The following is a 20,007-nucleotide window of genomic DNA, read 5'->3' as shown; positions in this document are numbered from 1 at the left end:
TACTCAGAAAGAAAAAGTGTCGAATACGTCTGTGGAGTTTTCAGCCAGATCCTGGGCCTGTCGGCGTTCCAGTTCCTGCGCATTCCACAACTCAAAATGGGTGGCCATACCCAGCAGCATGGCGTCGCGCTCCAACCCCACTGCGGTGCGCAGTTCGGGAGCGATCAATATCCGACCAGCGGAGTCCAGATCAACGTCCTGAGCACTACCCAGCAGCAGGCGTTGCAAGAAACGGGCACTCATGGGGAAGCGGGCAATTTGTTCGCGCTTTTCTTCCCACACACTGCGCGGATACACCAGCAAACAGCCGTCGGGATGGCGAGTGAGGGTCAAGCGGCCTTGTTCCTGCTGCAAAAGCGCGTCACGGTGCCGAGTCGGAATGGACATCCGACCCTTAGCATCCAGTGTGAGTGCGCTGCTGCCTTGGAACACTATTTTCCCCCACTTTTTTACACTATTTCCTACTTTTCCCCACTCTACGGGGGAAAGCCTTTGCGGTCAAGGCAGTGGTTGCAATTTTTTCAATCACAACAAGCACTTAGCGCACTATCCTAGAAGTGGCTAAAAAAAAATACTGTGTGAAATCAAGAAATTGCAGGGCGCATTAAAAGTGAATTGTTATAAAAATGCGCGCAAGCGACTCTTGCCAAGGATTCAACATCCTTAACAATTGCTTTCAAATGTACGAAACCGGTGCAATTGGTGGCGAACGCCGGGAGAAGTGTGAGACAGGCCTATAGGCCGGATTCTGTATGCCAGCGGGAACCCGCTGGCCGGCAATCATTCCTCTGGACCGACCATTACTGGCCGGTTCTAGCTACCTACCCGCATACTAAGACGAGCCGCCTCTCGGGCTAAAAGCCTGCGTATGCCTATTTGGTATTGCTCCGGGTAGAGGTTACCGCGTTTCACCCCACAGCACTTTGCACCGAAGTACAAGAAAACACGGAGGTCGCCGTATCTGTGCCTGCTTGCGCAAGCCCTTGCTGTGGTCTCGTCTCTGTGGCCCTGGTCCTCGGCTCGTCTGGCGTGATGCCACACTTGCCGGACGGCTGTTAGCCGCTACCCTGCTCTATGGAGTCCGGACCTTCCTCGACACTTACGTACCGCGACTGCCCAGCCTGCCTCACAGATGCATTGTAACCTGCGACAATAGAGAAATTCGCAGGACGCGCTGATTTATCTGGAGTCTTATGTCCACCAATCTGATTTCCCTGACCGATGCCCAATTGGCATTCGGCCACCATGCTTTGCTGGACCATGCCGATCTGGTCATTCAAAGCAATGAACGTATCGGTCTGATCGGGCGCAATGGTGCTGGCAAATCGTCGCTTTTGAAAATTCTGGATCAACGTCAAGCTCCTGACGATGGTCAGGTCAAACGACTGGGCGGGCTGAAAGTAGCCACCGTCGAACAAGAACCGGAGCTGGATCCGAATCTGAGCATTTACGATTTGCTGTGTGGCGATTTCACCGAAGCCGAAGACTGGCAACGCCCTGCCCGCGTCAACGCCCTGATCGACAAGCTGGGCTTGAATCCGGATGCACGGGCTGGCAGCTTGTCGGGCGGACAGCGTAAACGCGTCGCCCTGGCCAATGCCCTGGTGAACGAACCCGACCTGCTCTTGCTGGACGAACCCACCAACCACCTGGACTTTGACGGCATTCTTTGGCTGGAACAATTGCTGCTGGATTTCCGTGGCAGCGCGGTCATCATTACCCACGACCGCCGTTTCCTGGATGTGGTGGCAACGCGAATTGTCGAGCTGGATCGCGGCAAGTTGTTCAGTTTCCCCGGCAACTTCAGCCAATGGCAGGAACGCAAGGCTGAGTACCTGGAAGCGGAAAAGCAGCAGAATGCCAAATTCGACAAATTTCTGGCCCAGGAAGAGGTCTGGATTCGCAAAGGCGTGCAAGCCCGCCGCACCCGAGATGAAGGTCGTGTTCGCCGCCTGGAACAATTGCGCCGTGATCGTGCCGAGCGACGCGAGCGCTCGGGCGACGTCAAGTTCGCCATTTCCGAAGGTCAACGTTCCGGCAAGCTGGTTGCCGAGCTGCAGGATGTCACGCACGGTTATGATGACCGCATCCTGATCAAGGATTTCTCCACCGTGCTGATGCGCGGAGACCGTATTGGCCTGATCGGCCACAACGGCGCCGGCAAAACTACCCTGCTACGCATCATGCTGGGCTTGCAAGAGCCTAACTCTGGCACCGTGCGCCACGGCACCAAACTGAACATAGGCTACTTTGACCAGATGCGCAGTCGCCTGGACGAAAACGCCACTCTGGCGGACACCATCAGCCCCGGCAGTGAGTGGGTAGAAATTGGCAATCAGCGCAAGCACATCATGAGCTACCTGGAAGACTTCCTGTTCCCGGCAGCCCGCGCTCACTCCCCGGTACGCAGTCTGTCTGGCGGTGAACGCGCCCGACTGGCGCTGGCCCGCATGTTTGCCCAACCTACTAATGTATTAGTACTGGACGAACCGACCAACGACCTGGATATCGAAACTCTGGAGCTGCTGGAAGACCTGATTCAGGATTACACGGGCACCGTGCTGCTGGTCAGCCACGACCGTACCTTCCTGGACAACGTGGTCACCCAGGTGATTGCGGCCGAAGGCGACGGCCATTGGGGCGAGTATGTGGGTGGCTACGACGAGTGGCTGGCACAACGCCCGCAAGCCAAAGCCGAGACACCGGCAGCCAGCACTCCAACTCCCGCCGCTGAAAAGCCTGCTGCTGAGCGCAACAACAGGGCCAACAAGCCTGGCCGTCTGGCCCCGTGGGAAGAAAAGGAGCTGGAAGCTTTGCCCGAGAAGATTGCGGCTATAGAAAGCCAGCAAGCCGAACTGGCGGAACAGCTGAGCGCACCGGATCTGTATAAAGATGGCTCTGCTCGAGCCGACGAGATCAACCAACAACTGGATCAGCTCAACACTGACCTGGAGCAGTTATTTGAGCGTTGGGAAAAGCTGGAAGAAAAGCGCCTGGCCAGCTAAAGGGAGACAGAGGAATCAGGGATTCAGCCCGGTAAAGCCGAACTGATCCTCCGGTTCCTCCTCAATCCGGGCAATGCGCTGGCAATCGACCATGATCGGTTCGAGTACCGTGCAACAACACGGCAGAACCTCGCCTGGGCCGACATACGCTAAAGGCTGCTCTTTATAAGCAACCTTTCCATACACAAGAGGAATACGGCAGGAGCCGCAATAGCCGCTCCTGCATTGATACTCAACCTGATGGCCGGTTCGTTCCAAACCTTCCAACAAAGTTTCGCCGTCCCGCAACTGAAAGTCATGATCAGTTGTCCGGACTTGACTCATAACTCGATACCGTCGAAGTCGCCAGCCGACACGGCCGAGTCGATCTGACCGACCAGGTAAGAGCTCAGTTCCACCTCTTGAGGTGCCACCTGCACGGTGTCCGAGGACAGCCAGGTGTTGATCCAGGGAATAGGGTTGTGTTTGACGGACTCAAACGCAGGCTTCAGGCCCACAGCACCCATACGGATATTGGTGATGTATTCCACGTACTGTCCCAGAATGTCCTTGTTCAGACCAATCATGGAACCGTCGCGGAACAGGTAATCCGCCCACTGTTTCTCCTGCTCGGCTGCGTCTTTGAACATATCAAAGCAGACCGGCTCCAGTTCGCGGGCAATCTGAGCGAACTCGGGATCATCGCTACCGGAACGCAGAATATTGATGATGTGTTGCGTACCAGTCAGGTGCAGCGCTTCATCACGCGCAATCAAGCGAATGATCTTGGCATTACCTTCCATCAACTTGCGCTCGGCAAAAGCGAAGGAGCAGGCAAAGCTGACGTAAAAGCGGATGGCCTCAAGAATATTGACGCTCATCATGCACAGGTACAGCTTCTTCTTCAGCTCGTAGACGCTTAGCGTGCGGGTTTCACCGTTGATCTCATGATCGCCCGCGCCCAGTTGGGCATACAGCATGGTGTCGCTGATCAGATCGTCGTAGTACGAAGAAATATCGGCCGCACGCAGCTGAATGTTTTCGTTACGCACGATGTCGTCAAAAATAACGGACGGATCATTGGCAATATTGCGAATGATGTGCGTGTACGAACGCGAGTGAATCGTCTCGGAGAAAGCCCAGGTTTCAATCCAGGTTTCCAGCTCCGGAATCGATACCAGAGGCAGGAAGGCCACGTTGGGGCTGCGACCCTGAATGGAATCCAGCAAGGTCTGATATTTCAGGTTGCTGATGAAAATATGCTTTTCGTGGTCAGGCAGGTTCTGGTAATCGATCCGATCCTGGGTGATGTCCACTTCTTCCGGACGCCAGAAGAAAGACAACTGCTTTTCAATCAGCTTTTCAAAAATCGGATATTTTTGCTGATCGTAGCGAGCCACGTTAACCGGCTGCCCAAAGAACATGGGTTCTTTGAGCTGGTCGTTATCCGTTTTGGAAAAAGTACTATAGGTAGTCATGATGCTATTTACCCTTGCTTAGATCTTGCACGCGCCGCCTGCGCAACCGTCGTCCTCTACTTCGCCATGCGAATCATCGGCACCGTCGCGGGTGTTGTGGTAGTACAAGGTCTTCACACCGTATTTGTAGGCCAGCAGCAAGTCCTTGAGCAGTTGCTTCATCGGTACGCGACCACCCTCGAACCGCTGTGGGTCATAGTTGGTGTTCGCAGAGATCGACTGGTCAACGAACTTCTGCATCACGCCAACCAACTTCAGGTAGTCGTCGTTACCAGGCATTTGCCACAGCAACTCGTACTGATCCTTATATTTTTCAAATTCAGGCACCACCTGACGCAAGATACCGTCCTTGGACTGCTTGACGGATACCAGACCACGCGGAGGCTCAATACCGTTGGTGGCATTGGCAATCTGGCTGGAAGTTTCCGAAGGCATCAAGGCGGTCAGGGTGGAGTTGCGCAGACCGTGCTTGACGATATCAGCACGCAAGGCTTCCCAATCCAGGTGCAGCGGCTCGTTGCAGATACCGTCCACATCTTTCTTGTAGGTGTCGGTAGGCAGCAGACCCTTGGCATAGGTTGTTTCGTCAAAGGCATCGCAAGGACCGTATTCACGCGACAACTGTACCGAAGCCTTCAGCAGGTAGTACTGGATGGCTTCAAAGGTACGGTGGGTCAGGCCCAACGCTGCCGGGTCGGAGTAACGGGTGCCGTTCTTGGCCAGGTAGTAAGCGTAGTTGATGACGCCAACGCCCAGGGAGCGACGCTTGTTGGTTGCGTTCAGCGCAGCCTTGACCGGGTAGTCCTGATAGTCCAGCAAAGCATCCAGAGCGCGAACAATCAGTTCAGCCAGACCGTCCAGCTCGTCCAGGGACTCCAGAGCACCCAGGTTGAAAGCCGACAGCGTGCACAGCGCGATTTCGCCTTCGGGATCGTTCAGATCGTTCAAAGGCTTGGTGGGCAGAGCAATTTCCATGCACAGGTTGGACTGGCGCACGGGAGCGCGGTCGGCCTGGAATGGGCTGTGCGTGTTGCAGTGGTCCACGTTCTGAATGTAGATACGGCCAGTGCTGGCACGCTCTTGCATCAGAAGGGAGAACAGCTCCACGGCAGGCAGGCTGCGCTTGCGGATGGCAGGATCTTGCTCGTACATCTCGTACAGACGCTCGAACTCGTCCTGGTCGGCAAAGAAAGCTTCGTACAGGCCGGGCACGTCGTGCGGCGAGAACAGCGTGATATGGCTGCCCTTGATCAAGCGTTGGTACAGCAAGCGGTTGATCTGAACACCGTAGTCCAGGTGACGGATACGGTTTTCTTCCACACCACGATTGTTCTTCAGAACCAGCAGTGTTTCCACTTCCAGGTGCCACATGGGGTAGAACAAGGTTGCCGCACCACCACGCACGCCGCCTTGCGAGCAGGACTTCACAGCCGCCTGGAACATCTTGAAGAAAGGCAGGCAGCCGGTGTGCTGAGCCTCTCCGCCGCGAATTTCGCTGCCGACGGCGCGAATGCGGCCACCATTGATACCGATACCGGCGCGCTGCGATACGTAACGAACAATGGCGCTGGTCGTAGCATTGATGCTGTCCAGGCTGTCGTCACATTCGATCAGCACGCAAGAGCTGAACTGACGGGTGGGTGTGCGCACGCCAGCCATGATGGGCGTGGGCAAGGAAATCTTGAATTGCGATACCGCGTCGTAGAAACGTTTGATAAAGCTCAGACGTGTGTCGGCTGGGTAACGGGCGAACAGACACATGGCCACCAGTATGTACAGGAACTGGGGGCTTTCGTAGATGCGCTTGGTCACGCGGTTTTGAATCAGATACTTGCCTTCCAGCTGCTTGACGGCACCGTAGGAGAAGTTCATGTCACGCCAGTGATCCAGATGAGCATCCAGCTCATCGAACTCGGCGCGCGTGTAGTCTTGCAGCAGATGCGGATCGTAGCGACCTTCCTTGGTTTGCAAGGTCACGTGATCGAACAGGCTTGGAGGTTCAAACTGACCAAAAGCGATTTTGCGCAGATGGAAAATCGCCAGACGGGCAGCCAGATATTGGTAGTCAGGCGTATCTTCGGAGATCAGATCCGCAGCCGACTTGATGATGGTTTCATGGATGTCGCTAGTGCGAATGCCGTTATAGAACTGAATGTGAGAGCGCAGCTCTACTTGGGAGACGGACACATTACTCAGACCTTCAGCGGCCCAATCAACCACTCGGTGAATCTTGTCGAGGTTAATAGGTTCTGTACGGCCATCTCGTTTGGTGACCATTAGCTGTTCGGTTGATTGCATGTCAGTCTCTGAAATCGGGGGTGATTGACGGAAGACGCGGCTTTTGCAGCCGCCAGCGTCAGTTGATGCACACCATATATAGTGTGATATTGGCGTCATTCTACTACATATAGCGGATTGAGCGAATAGCGGTTTTGCGACTGCAGAGCAGATTCAGCGCATAAAAATGCAACTAATCTTTGCTCTGCTAACAATTTCCTATTGCGTCTGGAGCTCTTGAACGCAGCGCAGCAAAGCCTCGCCATAGGCCTCTCTTTTGCGTACGCCTATGCCTGTAATCGGCTCCAGATCAGCCTCTGAACTAGGACAGCGAATGGCCACTTCGCGCAAAGTAGCATCATGGAAAATGACATAGGCTGGCACACCATGTTCGCGTGCGGTGGCCGCACGCCAGGCGCGCAAAGCCTCGAATCGTCTTTGTTGATCGGGTTCAAGAGCAGGTCCGGCAGGCGCCTGACCTTTTACTCGGTGTGCAGCCGGTCCGCGTGTTACGGTTTCGCGCCGCAACATCAGGGTGCGCTCCCCTTTCAGCACTTCGCGGCTGGCCTCGGTCAGCAACAAGGTGCCGTAGCCCTCCGGGTCCACCGTGACCAAGCTATGCGCCAGCAACTGGCGCAGCACTCCGCGCCAGGCTTGATCGGTCAAATCCTTGCCCACACCAAAGACGGTCAGCTTGTCGTGCTCGTGCTCTTTGACACGATCCGTCAGCTTGCCCAGCAGGATGTCGATCAGGTGCCCGGCCCCGAAGCGCTGACCGCGCTCACGCCATAATCTATAGATGGTGGAGAGCATTTTCTGCGCCGCCACTGTGCCATCCCAGGCTTCTGGCGCTTCCAGACAGGTGTCGCAGTTACCGCAAGGTTCTATTTGCTGGTCAAAATACGCCAGCAAGCGCTGGCGACGGCAGGAAATGGTTTCGCAAAGGCCCAACATGGCATCCAGCGCCTGTCCCTGCTGGCGTCGGTGTGCCGCATCGCCTTGCGACTGGTTAATCATGCGGTGCAATTGCACCACGTCCTGCAGGCCATAGGCCAGCCAGGCCGTGGCCGCTTCGCCATCGCGCCCTGCCCGCCCGGTTTCCTGGTAATACCCTTCCACCGATTTGGGCAGGTCAATGTGGGCTACAAAACGCACATCCGGTTTATTGACGCCCATGCCAAAAGCAATGGTCGCCACCATGACCACCCCTTCTTCTCGAAGGAAGCGAGCCTGGTTGATGGCGCGCTGCTGCGCGTCCAGTCCTGCATGATAGGGCAAGGCATGAATACCGTTCTTGCACAGGAACTCGGCCGTGTCTTCCACGCGCGAGCGCGACAGACAATACACAATCCCCGCATCTCCGGAGTGCTCTTCCTGAATGAAACTCAAGAGCTGCTTGCGCACCTCGTTCTTTTCAATGATGCGGTAGCAAATATTGGGACGATCAAAACTGGCAACAAAATGCCGGGCATCCTCCAGCTTCAGGCGCTGGGCAATTTCTACCCGCGTCAACTGAGTGGCGGTAGCGGTCAAGGCAACCCGTGGCACACCTGGCCAACGCTGGGCCAGCAAATCCAGACCCAGATATTCAGGGCGAAAATCGTGACCCCATTGCGATACGCAGTGGGCTTCGTCAATGGCAAACAGGGAAATCTGGCCGCGTGCCAGCAAATCCAGGCAGCGGTCTGTCAGCAAACGTTCGGGAGCCACATAGAGCAGATCCAACTGCCCCGTCAGAAATTCGCGCTCGACCTCGCGGGCAGTTTGCCAATCCTGGGTGGAGTTCAAATACGCCGCGTTAACGCCCAACTCGTTGAGGGCGTCCACCTGATCCTGCATCAAGGCAATCAGGGGGGACACGACCACGCCGGTGCCGGTTCGCACCAAAGCAGGAATCTGGTAACAGAGCGACTTGCCGCCGCCAGTGGGCATCAAGACCAGGGCGTCACCGCCTTGGATCAGGGTCTCGATAATCTCGTGCTGAGAACCACGAAAACTGTCATAACCAAAAACTTCCTGAAGAACCTCAAGTGCTGACTGGGCCATGCCGCCTGCTTAAAAAATCGGAATAGAAAAACGCAGCGCGATGTTCGACTGACGACTTTCCAGATGACGGCGAGCTTGCAAACCCACCCTAAGGTGGGGACTGTACCAGAACTGCTGCGTGACCCCAAGGTAGCGGTTCTCCCCCCCGGCAACTACCTGCTGCACCTCGTACTGAGTCTTCACTTCACCCCAGCGGCGCAGGGGCACGGACAGACCGACAATCTGCCGACTGCTGGCCGCATCCACCTTCATGCCCTGGTAACGGCTCAAATCCAGAAAATTGTCCTGGTAGCGTTCACCCTGCCACTGCAGGTGCAAATCCTCCAGCACATCCAGGCCGTAGGCTGCCTGATATCGCCACCCCTGCCCCACCGCATGGGAAGCTTTGGCCACGCTGGCCTGCCACACGCCAAAGTCCGGCGATCGATAGGTTGCACCCAGACCGGTCAGCCCAAAATCACGAGCGCTTTCCATCTGGGTATCAATACTGGTACGACTGGTGACATCGGTACTGAGCATCAAGCTGCCAGCCGAAGAGCCATACACAAGATCCCCGTTATCCTGCTTGCCCGTCATGTCCAGCGCGCCAACGGCCAGGGCATAGCGCCATGGCCCGGCCGGGCCCTGCTCGAACTGCTGAGTGATATTGATACCGCCCAGTTCCACGGGCCGCGCCCAGTCCGGTGCGGTAACCGTGTCATTGCCCAGGGTCAGTTGCAGCCCGTCTTCATTCACATAGCGCCAGTTGCGCTCGCCAAACTGCCAGACCTGGTCGGGCGCGCTGCTCAACCAGCGGGCACTCCAAATTGGAGAGGACTGCTGACTATATTGGATGGAGCGCGCCAGACTGGCGGTGCTGGCACCGCTTAAACTGAAATCGGAAAATGTGTAATCCATGGAGGCCGCTGGACTGAGCAGGTCCTGATCTCCTTGGCGATGCCACTGCGTAGCATCAAAAAATGGCTCCACGGGCGGGAGCTCCTGGGCCGGGATGGCCTGCGCCTCATCCACGCCATACACGCGGGTAGCAGACAAATTCTCCAGCCCAACACGATTTTGAGCGGTGGCCAATGGAACAGCGAACAGCATGGCAAGACCGACCAACAGCCCGCCTGCCAAGCCTCGCTGGCAAGCTTTTGTACGCATGATTTATGTCACAAAAAGAGTTTAGCGCCGGGCATCCAGCATCACTTCGCCGCTCGCATCCAGGGAGCGTTTGATGGCGGAGTATTTTTCCAGCACAGCAGACTTATAGACTACACCAATCAGACGGCCCGAGCCGTCACCATTCAATACAGGCAGACGCTCCCCGGCAAAGCTCACAAAGTGTTCCTGAGCCTCGTCCAGACTCATATTCGGGTAGAGCGTCTTGACGAAATCCATGCGCAGAATATCGCCCACCACACGCTCCTGGGCAGCGTTGTCGTCCAACAACATTCGAGTCAGGTCAGGCTGAGCAATCACACCTTGATAAACTTGCTCCTCGTTCACCACATACAAATAGCGCACGGGGTAGTCCAGAAACATCTGCAAGGCATCACGCATCTGGGTGGTGGTGCTGACGACGGTATCAGCCGGACGTACCAGCTCGGCCAAGGTGGTGTGACGCAACTTGTGGCGCAGCAAGGCATCGCGCTCGCGCACCAGGGTGACTTCATACATGGCGACCTCGGCCACACCACGGGACACAAAATAAGCCATGACACAGGCCACAATCAAGGGCAGCACCAACTGATAGCTCAACGTCATTTCAAACAACATCAGTATGGCCATGAAGGGAGCGCTGGTGGCGGCCCCCAGAAACGCGCCCATGCCCACCAAGGTGAACAAGTACAACGGTAAATCCAGACCTGGCAAGATCAGCAAAGTCAGTTGACCAAACAAGGTACCGAAGGCCGCGCCCACAAAGATGGCGGGGGTAAACACACCGCCGACAGCGCCCGAACCAACTGTCAGCCCTGTGGCCAGAACCTTGAACGCCAGGATAAGCAGCACGCTGTACCAGGCCCAGTCGCTGTGCAGCATGGAGGACACTACGCTAAAGCCATTACCCGCCACGCGCGGCATGACAATCAGCAAAAGTCCCAGCAACAAACCACCCAAAGCCAAGCGCAAAGGCAAACCCAGGCCAGTACGCTTGAACAGGGTACGGAACAGATTCAACAATTTCAGGAAAGCGGGTGCAGCCAGACCAATCAGCACACCCAGGACCAGAAAGGGCAAGATGTCCCAACCCGCAACGGCCTGAACATTCGTCATTTCGTAAGGGGCATGATAACCACCCAGCATACGCATGGTCAGGTGAGCACTGACAGCCGCCATCAACAGGGGGCCAAAGCTGCTCATGGTCATGGTGCCCAGCACAATCTCGGCCACAAACACGGCACCGGCGATCGGGGCGCCATAAGCGGCAGCTACACCGGCTGCGGCGCCACAGGCCACCAGCAGGCGCAGACGGGCTTCACCAAACAAGGTGAAGCGGCCAATCGCGGAAGCGGACAAGGAGGCCAGATGCACCATCGCCCCTTCGCGGCCAATCGAGCCGCCCGAGGCCACCGTCATCAAGGACGACAAGGATCGCAGCAGCCCCTGGCGAATGGACAAGCGGCCATCGCCAATGGCCACAGCTTCCATATAGTCAGAATTGCTTCCCGACGGCAGACGCCCTGCCAGCCATAGCAGCATACCGGCACACAAGCCGCCCAAGGTGGGAAACAGGAGGCGCATGTACCAGGGCAGACTTTCCGTGACTGCGACGATCCCCCCGTGCTGACCCGTGACAACTTGCTGCACCAAGCGCATGCCCTGATGAAAGGCCAAAGTCGCCAAGGCACCCAAAATACCAGCCAAGACCGCCCAGGCCAGCATGGCGGGCATATCAGACAACCACTTGAAACCCTGCAGACGCTTGCGCATCGACAGCACGGAATGGGCAATCATAAAAAAGGTCAGCCTTTAAAGCTGGGCGGCAAAGGTGGGCGAGACAATCCAAACATGCGCCAGTACACCCACACGTTGAAAATCAGCACGATGGGCAAGGTAATCACAATCGCCGACAGGATCAGGCTCAGGGCTGGCACCCCGGCAGCGGCGTCCCAGATCGTCATCTCGTCCAGGATCAGATAGGGGAAGAAACTGAACGCCAGCCCGGCCATGACGGACACCATCACGAACAGGGTCAGCAAAAAGGGCAAGGTCGTGGTGCGATAGCTGCTGTTGATCATGCGCTGCAGGCTCATTTCAATCGACACAAAGCAGCTGAGAATCAAGGCCCACAGGAACAATACCAAGCCCCAATACGGCCCGTCGCTCCATTTAAGCAGCACGCCGGCATTCACAAAGGCCAACACGACGGACACACCCACGGCACCGGCTGCAAACCAGCGTACCGAACGACGGCCCCAATTGACCGCTCGGGCACGCAGCTCGCCGGCTTCACGCATGATGAGCCAGCTAGCGCCTAGCAAGCAGTACGCGGCAATAGCACAAAAGCCCATGAAGACAGAGAACCAGATATAACCGGCATCGCTCTGAAAGCCCACTACGACCTGCGCCAGCAGCACACCATGGGAAAACGCCGTCAACCAGGACCCCAGGGCAAAACCCATTTGCCAGCGGGACTGACGCTCTACCGGCGCGCGCAGTCGGAATTCGAAGGAGACGGAACGGGCAAAAACGCCCACACCCAGCGCACATAACGGTCCGTACAGGCCGCCCATCACCGCCCCCCAGGCTTTGGGGAAAGCGCAGACAAACAAACCCAGCCCCAGAAACAGCCAGAACTCGTTGGCATCGCGCCAGGGGCTCAGCAATGACAGCATGCGGGGACGCAAGGAGTCTGGTGCCAGCAAGGACAGGCAGCCCACGCCAATATCGAAGCCGTCCAGAACCGTACCGGCCACAATGATCAAAAAGAACAGGGCCAGAAACGCCAGCGGCATCCAGAACGCCGGATCATGGGCACCCAGGCCCAGCGCATTTGCAAAAGAGTCAATCATGCCCGCCCCCGATGACGTGCGATCGGTACCACACCAAAACGAACGGCATGTCGCAACTTCTGGAAAAAACCAATCATGCACAAGACGTAGACCAGGCCGTAACTCAGCAAACCCAGCCCGACGGTAAAGACGCTCTCGGTGCTTTGCACTTGCACGGCCTGAATATCGTTACCGACCAGATAAGGCAAAAAGCCCAACAGGACGTAGGCTGCGCCACCCAGCAACATGATCCAGCCCAACACCGAGGCGACCACCATGAGCTGACGTTCTCTATAAGAAAGAGAGTGCGGGTCCAGGCCATAACGGCGAGTGCGCAACAAGACCCACAACAGCAGGAACAGCATCAAGGCTCCTGCCAGCACGGCTACACGGAAGGACCAGAAGGTCAGGGTGACGGGCGGCATGGCGTCGGAAAACTGATCCAGACCCATCAAAATGCCACTGTCATTACGACCCAACCAGCGTCCACCTGCATGAGACCAGCGCAGCACACCCAGAACACTGTCCTGCATGGCGGAGGGCGCCGCCACCAGAATCAAATCAGGCTGCGAGCCGCTTTCCCAGTACGCCGCCGCAGCCGCTGCCTTGGCAGGCTGATGCTCCGCAGTCATGAAACCATTGCCTATCACGGCGAGGATCAGGGCCAGCCAAGCCACCCCGCCCAGAAACAAGGCACTGCGAAAGGCCAGACGCTCCTGATCGGTAACCGGCTTTTGCATGGTCTGGGCGCAGGTTACACCCAACATGAAAAAGGCCACCGTCAGCAAACTGCCTGCAAACAAAAGACCGGCATACCAGGGTAAGGCGGGCGTGCTGAGCACATCCAGCCATTCCATCACCACATAATGGCCTTCAATCACATCGACACCCGTTGGCACCTGCATCCAGGCCACAATCGCCACCAACCAGAACGCCGTGACGGTAACGCCCAGGGCCACCATCAGCACCACCACGGTATGAACCAGATTGGACAGCATGCGCTGGGCAAACAGCATCACACCCAAAAAGCAGGATTTGAAAATGAACAAGGACAGCATGGAGGCGGCCAGCATGGGACCGATGACATCGCCCACCTGCTCCATCAGGCCCGGCCAGACACTGCCAAACTGAAGCAGCACGGGCATGGACGCCGCAAAGCTTAAAATAAACGCCAGCGCAAACAGACGCACCCAAAAACGGTACGCCCCCATCCAGGCCGCGGCCTTGTTGCCAAAGGTTCTGATCTTGAAATACAGCAACACCCAGGCCAGTCCCAGCTCCAGGGCCAGAAACAGCAGCATGAAGCCCAGGCTAAGGAAAAACTGGGCATGAGACAGAGAAAGGGCGGAGTGCGTCATAATGAGCGCTAGTGTAGGGTGAATTAGCCTGCAAACGCCACCATACTACCCCAAGTTCTTCCCTGATTTTTTAGAACCCGTTCATGGGGTAAATACCCCTCTAAAACAAGAACGTGGCAAAATGGTCGATTAGTCTGTCGGCTTCTTTATTTCAAACGTGTATGACCTCTGACACCACTCCCGCTCCCGTATCTAATTTTCTGCGCACGATCATCGACCAGGATCTGAGCGCTGGCCGTTACGCACAAAAATCCTGGGCCGGTCAGCCAGGCCCGGCCAGTACCCAGGAAGGGGCGGCTGTTGATGCCGCGCGTATCCGTACGCGCTTTCCCCCCGAGCCCAACGGCTATCTGCACATTGGGCACGCTAAAAGTATCTGTTTGAACTTCGGACTGGCCAGCGACTACCAAGGTGCCTGCCACCTGCGCTTTGACGACACCAATCCTGAAAAAGAAGAACAGGAGTACGTGGACGCCATTATCGACATGGTGAAATGGCTGGGCTTTGACTGGACCTTCAATAAAGAAGAGAACCTGTACTTTGCCAGCGACTACTTCGACTATATGTACCAGTTTGCCGAAGCCCTGGTGAACGCGGGCCATGCCTACGTTGACGAGCAAAGCGCTGAAGAAATGCGTGCCAATCGTGGCACCCTGACTGAAAAAGGCGTGAACTCGCCCTGGCGCGACCGCCCTGCCCAGGAGTCCATCAAGCTGCTGCGCGAAATGCGCGACGGCAAGCACCCCGATGGCAGCATGGCCCTGCGCGCCAAGATCGATATGGGCTCGCCCAATATCAATATGCGCGACCCGGTCATGTACCGTATCCGCCATGCCGAACACCATCGCACTGGCGACAAATGGTGCATCTACCCCATGTACAGCTGGGCGCACCCCGTGGAAGACGCGCTCGAGCGCATCACCCACAGTCTGTGTACCCTGGAATTTGAAGACCAGCGTCCCTTCTATAACTGGATTCTGGAACGCCTGGTCGAACTGGGTCAGTTGTCCGACCCGCTGCCCAGGCAGTACGAGTTCTCACGTCTGAACCTGTCCTACGTGGTCACCAGCAAGCGCAAGTTGCGCCAGCTGGTTCAGGAAAACCACGTATCGGGCTGGGACGATCCGCGCATGCCTACCCTGGCCGGTTTGCGCCGCCGTGGTTACAGCGCTGGTGCCATCCGCCTGTTCACCGACCGCCTGGGTGTGTCCAAGGCAGCCCAACACGTGGACTACAGCCTGCTGGAACAAGCCCTGCGCGATGATCTGGACCCGGTGGCCGACCGTAGCGTTGCCATTCTGGACCCGATCGAACTGATCATTACCAATTACCCGGAAGGCCAAAGCGAGCTGTGCCACGCACCGCGCAATCCGCACAATCCGGAAGCCGGTCAGCGCGAGTTCCCCTTCTCCGGGCGCCTGTACATCGAGCGCGAGGACTTCAAGGAAGAGCCACCCAAAAAGTACTTCCGCCTGTTCCCCGGCAATACCGTGCGTCTGAAATACGGCTATGTCGTGCGTTGCACCGGCTGCGTCAAGGACGAGCAAGGCAATGTCACCCAGGTTTTGGCGGAATACCTGCCCGACACCAAGAGCGGCACGCCCGGCGCAGACTCGGTCAAGGTCAAGGGCAATATCACCTGGATCAGCGCCGAGCACGCGATTGCCGCCGAGATTCGTCTGTATGACCGTCTCTTTGCCCACCCTCAGCCCGATGCAGCCGACCAGGACTTCCTGGAGCACATCAACCCGAACTCGCTGCGCGTGATTCAAGGTTGGCTGGAACCCGGCACCAAGGCCACGCCCGATGCCCGCTGGCAGTTTGAACGCCTGGGCTACTTTGTGGCGGACCGTGTGGACTCCACGCCAGAAAAACCCGTTCTTAACCGTACTACGACTCTGAAAGACACTTGGGTCTAAGGCTATTGACGTGAACGATCAGACTCATGCCAAAGGGCCGCAGGCCCTGGATTTCAAAAGCGCCACGCTGTACGCCGTACGGGTGGTGCTGCGTTCGGCTGACACGGCCGAGCAGTTAGCCGCTCTGTCTCAACGCATGAAAGACGCTGGCTCCTTCTTTGAGGACGAACCCGTCGTCATTGATGCCAGCGCGATTGATGCGCCGGTGGATTGGGCCACCCTGGTTGCCGCTTTGCGTGAGCACAAGCTGCACCCGGTGGGTATCATTGCCCACCCTGACCATGCCGATAACGCCATCGACAGCGGCTTGCCGCATGTGGAGTTGTCCAACCCACCAGCCCGCCCCCAAACCCAGGCCGCACCGGACAAGGAAGTGCCCGTGTTGTCGCAAGCCTCCCAGCAAGAAGCACCAGCGGCGGTCGCCCCGCCACCGCCCGCTATTGCTCCGGCTGCGCTCATCATCAACCGTCAGCTGCGTTCAGGCCAGCGCATCTACGCGCGCCACACGGATCTGATCGTGATCGGGGCGGTCAGCCAGGGTGCAGAAGTGGTAGCCGATGGCAATATCCACGTCTACGGTCCACTGCGCGGCAAGGCCATGGCTGGTGCCCGTGGCGATGCAAAAGCACGCATCTTCACCACCGAGCTGGACCCGGAACTGATTGCCATTGCCGGTGTGTATCGCATTATTGAAACGCGACTGGATGCACAGCTACGCAACAAGCCCGTTGTCGTCACGCTGGAAGAAGATACGCTCAGATTTGATCCTCTGAGCTCCTAACAGTACAAGGCGCCGGCTTTTGCCGGCGCTTTTTATAGAGGCTTGCACTGAGAGCCCGCATGAGAGCAAGCAAGTGCAAGCGCAACCGTGTAAGCTGACACGGAACAAAGCAATTGATATGTTTTGTTTCTAAGCAGTAGGCTAAGTGGCAGAACGGATGTCAAAATTAGGCCCGTTATGCTTTACGATTATGTGACTTGAAAAACAAAGGAATCCGATTGTCATGGCGCGTATAGTTGTAGTGACCTCCGGCAAGGGTGGTGTGGGCAAAACCACCACCAGTGCCAGTTTTGCATCTGGTCTTGCGATGCGCGGTCACAAGACCGTGGTCATCGACTTTGACGTTGGCTTGCGCAACCTGGACTTGATCATGGGTTGCGAGCGACGCGTGGTGTATGACTTCGTCAACGTGATCCAGGGCGAAGCCACATTGAACCAGGCCCTGATCCGTGACAAGCAGCTGGAAAATCTGTTCATCCTGCCCGCTTCCCAGACGCGTGACAAAGACGCGCTGACCCGCGAAGGTGTGGAGAAAGTACTGGAAGAGCTCAAGGGCATGGGTTTTGAATACATTGTGTGCGACTCGCCCGCAGGTATCGAAACCGGCGCCTTGATGGCCTCCTACTTCGCAGATGATGCGCTGGTTGTGACCAACCCCGAAGTGTCCTCGGTTCGTGACTCGGACCGCATCCTGGGCATTCTGGCCGCCAAATCGCGACGTGGTGAACAGGGCAAAGAGCCCATCAAAGAATATTTGTTGTTGACCCGTTATAGCCCCAAACGCGTGTCGGACGGCGAGATGCTGTCCTTGCAAGACGTTGAAGATATCTTGCGCATCAAGCTGATCGGTGTCACCCCCGAGTCGGAAACCGTGCTGCAAGCATCCAACCAAGGAGTACCCGTTATCCATATCAAGGAAAGTGATGTGTCCCAGGCCTATCAGGACATCGTAGATCGTTACCTGGGTGGCGAAAAACCATTGCGTTTTGTGGATTACGAAAAGCCAGGTCTGTTCAAGCGCCTGTTCGGAGGAAAGTAATATGTCTTTCCTGTCCTTCCTGCTCGGTCACAAGAAAACGTCGGCAACAGTTGCCAAGGACCGTCTGCAACTGATCCTTATTAACGAACGTGGCCAAGGGGGTGTTGCTCCGGACTACTTGCCCCGCTTGCAAAAAGAGCTGGTCGAAGTGATCTCGCGCTACGTGAAGATTAATCCCGATGACATCAAGGTGAACCTTGATCGCCAGGACTCGCTGGAAGTGCTGGAAGTTAAAATCGAAATGCCGCAAATTGATGCCAGCACGCTGGAAAACAAGTAAAGCGTTGCTGACAGAAAAAATTTGCTGCTTGAAATGGCCATCCGCAAGGGATGGCCATTTTCATGGCTACTCCCTATACCAAAAGCAAGCCGCAAAACACCTGCAACGAGCAGCGCAATGCGGCTAGGCGGCTAATAGATCAGGTACAATTTTCCCTTGGTAATCGGCCCGTTCCGATTTTTCTTCGCGCCAGAGATGGCAAGTAGTGCCATCGATGTCCCCTGAGGCCTGGCTTATTGACCCATGCGGAGGGAATCATGACCGAGCTCGGTCAGATGGCACGTCTTGTGCCCGCTCACCCCCAGCTTCCTGTTAGCGCCTATTTCGACCACGCTCTGTTCGAGCGCGAACAAGAGCGTATTTTTCAGCAGTCGGCCTTGTACGTCGGCAATGAAAAACTTGTTCCCGAACCCGGCGACTGGCGCACCTTGATCCAGGAAAACGCTGCCCGTACTCTGATACGCAGCCAACACGGCGTAGAACTGCTCTCGAACGTCTGCAGGCATCGTCAGGCCCTGATGCTTGGTGGCATGCCCGGCCAGCCCAATCAGGCCAACCACGGCTCCCTGAGCAGCACAGGCGGCAATATTGTCTGCCCCCTGCACAACTGGACTTATAACGCGCAAGGCGACTTGCTGGCGGCTCCCCGTTTCAAGGACAAGCCCTGTCTGAACCTGGAACGCTACCCCTTGCGCGATTGCCATGGCCTGCTGTTTGAAGGCCCGCGCGATCCAGCCCAGGATATGGCCGCCTTGTTCAGCCGCCCTGAATTCGACTTTCAGGACTATGTGCTTGATCACGTCGAAATCCACCAGTGCAACTACAACTGGAAAACCTTTATCGAGGTCTATCTGGAGGACTATCACGTCGCTCCCTTTCACCCTGGTCTGGGTCAGTTCGTAACCTGTGACGATCTGGAGTGGGAGTTCAGCGACTGGTATAGCCTGCAACGAGTCGGCGTGCATCAGGCCCTGGCCAATCCAGGCTCACCCACCTATCGCCAATGGCATGACAATCTGCTGGCCTACCGCCAGGGCGAAGCACCGGATTTCGGTGCCGTCTGGGTAACCTACTTCCCCACCCACATGATCGAGATCTACCCGCATGTGCTGGTGCTCTCCACGCTGTACCCCAAGGGGCCGCAGGAAACCATGAATGTGGTGGAGTTCTACTACCCGGAAGACATCGTGGCCTTCGAGCGTGACTTTGTGCAAGCACAACGCGCCGCCTATATGGAAACGGCCATAGAAGATGATGAGATTGCCGAACGTATGGATGCCGGCCGCCGCGCCTTGATGGAGCGTGGGGTCTGCGAGGTAGGCCCCTACCAGTCACCGCTGGAAGACGGCATGAAGCACTTTCACGAATGGTATCGCTCCATGATGGACGAGCGGCACCACCCGTAAGACATCACCGCAAGCCTGCTTACTGCCCTAAGCAAGAAAAAAGCCTCAAAGCCGGGAGGGATCTCCCAGGCTTTGAGGCTTTTAATCCGATGAGCGTTTCAGCTCAATCAGAGAATTTGAATTTAGCGGTTCTTGCCGATCTGATCGCCGATCACGCCACCAATCGCTGCGCCACCGACCGTACCCAGAACGCCACCATTAGTGATGACTGCACCAGCCACACCACCCAGACCAGCGCCGGTTACGGCACCCTTTTGACGTTTGCTCATACCATCCCAGGAAGAGCAGCCCGCCATCACGACGGCCAGAACCGTGGCCATACCCACTTTAGTGATAGTCGTCATTTTCATCCGTAAACCTCCGTGAAGTATCCGTGCTCAACACGGCATTAAAGTCTATCTTCACCCTACGGAGCCAATTAGTCCAGACCCTATTGTTAGGCAACGCAACAGATGTAATTCA

Annotated in this window: 16 protein-coding genes and 1 other RNA gene; 6 read left to right on the top strand and 11 right to left on the bottom strand. The window is 56.6% G+C overall.

What is annotated here, in order from left to right:
- Nucleotides 1-3: 3 nt before the first annotated feature.
- The gene (gene mraZ, locus N879_RS16290) at nt 4-432 is read right to left on the bottom strand and encodes a division/cell wall cluster transcriptional repressor MraZ (RefSeq protein ID WP_009455053.1); all 429 of its coding nucleotides are present in this window, start codon (nt 430-432) and stop codon (nt 4-6) included.
- A 289-nt stretch (nt 433-721) separates the two neighbouring features.
- Nucleotides 722-1,128, bottom strand: an RNA gene (gene rnpB / locus N879_RS16905) — RNase P RNA component class A.
- Nucleotides 1,129-1,193: 65 nt separating this feature from the next.
- Between rnpB and abc-f the strand changes: the two genes are divergently transcribed.
- The gene (gene abc-f / locus N879_RS16285; protein ID WP_009455055.1) at nt 1,194-3,005 is read left to right on the top strand and encodes a ribosomal protection-like ABC-F family protein; all 1,812 of its coding nucleotides are present in this window, start codon (nt 1,194-1,196) and stop codon (nt 3,003-3,005) included.
- A 15-nt stretch (nt 3,006-3,020) separates the two neighbouring features.
- Here abc-f and yfaE read toward each other — a convergent pair whose 3' ends face one another.
- From yfaE to N879_RS16245, 8 genes are all read right to left on the bottom strand, one after another.
- On the bottom strand, nt 3,021-3,329 hold the full coding sequence (gene yfaE, locus N879_RS16280) for a class I ribonucleotide reductase maintenance protein YfaE (protein ID WP_009455057.1): 309 nt from the start codon (nt 3,327-3,329) through the stop codon (nt 3,021-3,023).
- Nucleotides 3,326-4,462 carry a class Ia ribonucleoside-diphosphate reductase subunit beta gene (nrdB, locus tag N879_RS16275; protein ID WP_009455059.1) on the bottom strand — a complete coding sequence of 379 codons (1,137 nt, stop codon included), beginning with the start codon at nt 4,460-4,462 and terminating at the stop codon, nt 3,326-3,328. The genes yfaE and nrdB overlap by 4 nt, the downstream gene beginning before the upstream one ends.
- 18 nt (nt 4,463-4,480) lie before the next feature.
- The gene (gene nrdA / locus N879_RS16270) at nt 4,481-6,760 is read right to left on the bottom strand and encodes a class 1a ribonucleoside-diphosphate reductase subunit alpha (protein ID WP_031232983.1); all 2,280 of its coding nucleotides are present in this window, start codon (nt 6,758-6,760) and stop codon (nt 4,481-4,483) included.
- Nucleotides 6,761-6,958: 198 nt separating this feature from the next.
- A complete protein-coding gene (gene recQ / locus N879_RS16265) occupies nt 6,959-8,785 on the bottom strand; it encodes a DNA helicase RecQ (RefSeq protein WP_009455063.1) in 1,827 nt (608 codons plus the stop codon).
- A gap of 9 nt (nt 8,786-8,794) precedes the next feature.
- Nucleotides 8,795-9,931, bottom strand: coding sequence for a hypothetical protein (locus N879_RS16260; protein ID WP_009455065.1), 1,137 nt, complete (start codon nt 9,929-9,931; stop codon nt 8,795-8,797).
- A 21-nt stretch (nt 9,932-9,952) separates the two neighbouring features.
- Nucleotides 9,953-11,725 (bottom strand): ClcB-like voltage-gated chloride channel protein, encoded by a 1,773-nt coding sequence (locus N879_RS16255; protein WP_022983447.1) that lies wholly within the window; start codon nt 11,723-11,725, stop codon nt 9,953-9,955.
- 8 nt (nt 11,726-11,733) lie between these two features.
- Complete coding sequence (locus N879_RS16250) at nt 11,734-12,783, bottom strand: cytochrome d ubiquinol oxidase subunit II (protein WP_009455069.1); 1,050 nt, start codon at nt 12,781-12,783, stop codon at nt 11,734-11,736.
- Nucleotides 12,780-14,120, bottom strand: coding sequence for a cytochrome ubiquinol oxidase subunit I (locus N879_RS16245; RefSeq protein WP_009455071.1), 1,341 nt, complete (start codon nt 14,118-14,120; stop codon nt 12,780-12,782). Before N879_RS16245 ends, N879_RS16250 begins: the two co-directional genes overlap by 4 nt.
- Nucleotides 14,121-14,281: 161 nt before the next feature.
- Between N879_RS16245 and N879_RS16240 the strand changes: the two genes are divergently transcribed.
- The 5 genes from N879_RS16240 (at nt 14,282) to N879_RS16220 (ending at nt 19,545) form a co-directional block, all read left to right on the top strand.
- Nucleotides 14,282-16,039: a glutamine--tRNA ligase/YqeY domain fusion protein gene (locus tag N879_RS16240; RefSeq protein ID WP_009455073.1), complete on the top strand. Its 1,758-nt coding sequence runs from the start codon at nt 14,282-14,284 to the stop codon at nt 16,037-16,039.
- A 10-nt stretch (nt 16,040-16,049) separates the two neighbouring features.
- Nucleotides 16,050-16,820: a septum site-determining protein MinC gene (gene minC, locus N879_RS16235; protein WP_009455075.1), complete on the top strand. Its 771-nt coding sequence runs from the start codon at nt 16,050-16,052 to the stop codon at nt 16,818-16,820.
- Nucleotides 16,821-17,043: 223 nt separating this feature from the next.
- Entirely contained in the window at nt 17,044-17,859 is an 816-nt protein-coding gene (minD, locus tag N879_RS16230; protein WP_009455077.1) for a septum site-determining protein MinD, read from the top strand.
- A gap of 1 nt (nt 17,860) precedes the next feature.
- Nucleotides 17,861-18,139 carry a cell division topological specificity factor MinE gene (gene minE, locus N879_RS16225; protein WP_009455079.1) on the top strand — a complete coding sequence of 93 codons (279 nt, stop codon included), beginning with the start codon at nt 17,861-17,863 and terminating at the stop codon, nt 18,137-18,139.
- A gap of 257 nt (nt 18,140-18,396) precedes the next feature.
- Complete coding sequence (locus N879_RS16220) at nt 18,397-19,545, top strand: aromatic ring-hydroxylating oxygenase subunit alpha (RefSeq protein ID WP_009455081.1); 1,149 nt, start codon at nt 18,397-18,399, stop codon at nt 19,543-19,545.
- A 122-nt stretch (nt 19,546-19,667) separates the two neighbouring features.
- On the opposite strand, the gene N879_RS16215 is transcribed toward N879_RS16220, so the two are convergent.
- Nucleotides 19,668-19,895: a glycine zipper 2TM domain-containing protein gene (locus N879_RS16215; protein WP_009455083.1), complete on the bottom strand. Its 228-nt coding sequence runs from the start codon at nt 19,893-19,895 to the stop codon at nt 19,668-19,670.
- Nucleotides 19,896-20,007 lie beyond the last annotated feature (112 nt).

The sequence above is a fragment of the Alcaligenes sp. EGD-AK7 genome, from assembly GCF_000465875.3.
In the GTDB taxonomy this organism is placed as follows: Bacteria; Pseudomonadota; Gammaproteobacteria; order Burkholderiales; family Burkholderiaceae_B; genus Alcaligenes; species Alcaligenes phenolicus.
The sequence above is the reverse complement of the archived record's forward strand: the minus strand, read 5'-3'. Positions and strand labels throughout refer to the sequence as shown.

Excerpts from the sequence above, each read along its gene's own strand:
- abc-f (WP_009455055.1), top strand. The coding sequence starts at position 1,194 with ATGTCCACCAATCTGATTTCCCTGACCGATGCCCAATTGGCATTCGGC.
- yfaE (WP_009455057.1), bottom strand. The coding sequence starts at position 3,329 with ATGAGTCAAGTCCGGACAACTGATCATGACTTTCAGTTGCGGGACGGC.
- nrdB (WP_009455059.1), bottom strand. The coding sequence starts at position 4,462 with ATGACTACCTATAGTACTTTTTCCAAAACGGATAACGACCAGCTCAAA.
- nrdA (WP_031232983.1), bottom strand. The coding sequence starts at position 6,760 with ATGCAATCAACCGAACAGCTAATGGTCACCAAACGAGATGGCCGTACA.
- recQ (WP_009455063.1), bottom strand. The coding sequence starts at position 8,785 with ATGGCCCAGTCAGCACTTGAGGTTCTTCAGGAAGTTTTTGGTTATGAC.
- N879_RS16260 (WP_009455065.1), bottom strand. The coding sequence starts at position 9,931 with ATGCGTACAAAAGCTTGCCAGCGAGGCTTGGCAGGCGGGCTGTTGGTC.
- N879_RS16255 (WP_022983447.1), bottom strand. The coding sequence starts at position 11,725 with ATGATTGCCCATTCCGTGCTGTCGATGCGCAAGCGTCTGCAGGGTTTC.
- N879_RS16250 (WP_009455069.1), bottom strand. The coding sequence starts at position 12,783 with ATGATTGACTCTTTTGCAAATGCGCTGGGCCTGGGTGCCCATGATCCG.
- N879_RS16245 (WP_009455071.1), bottom strand. The coding sequence starts at position 14,120 with ATGACGCACTCCGCCCTTTCTCTGTCTCATGCCCAGTTTTTCCTTAGC.
- N879_RS16240 (WP_009455073.1), top strand. The coding sequence starts at position 14,282 with ATGACCTCTGACACCACTCCCGCTCCCGTATCTAATTTTCTGCGCACG.
- minD (WP_009455077.1), top strand. The coding sequence starts at position 17,044 with ATGGCGCGTATAGTTGTAGTGACCTCCGGCAAGGGTGGTGTGGGCAAA.
- minE (WP_009455079.1), top strand. The coding sequence starts at position 17,861 with ATGTCTTTCCTGTCCTTCCTGCTCGGTCACAAGAAAACGTCGGCAACA.
- N879_RS16220 (WP_009455081.1), top strand. The coding sequence starts at position 18,397 with ATGACCGAGCTCGGTCAGATGGCACGTCTTGTGCCCGCTCACCCCCAG.
- N879_RS16215 (WP_009455083.1), bottom strand. The coding sequence starts at position 19,895 with ATGAAAATGACGACTATCACTAAAGTGGGTATGGCCACGGTTCTGGCC.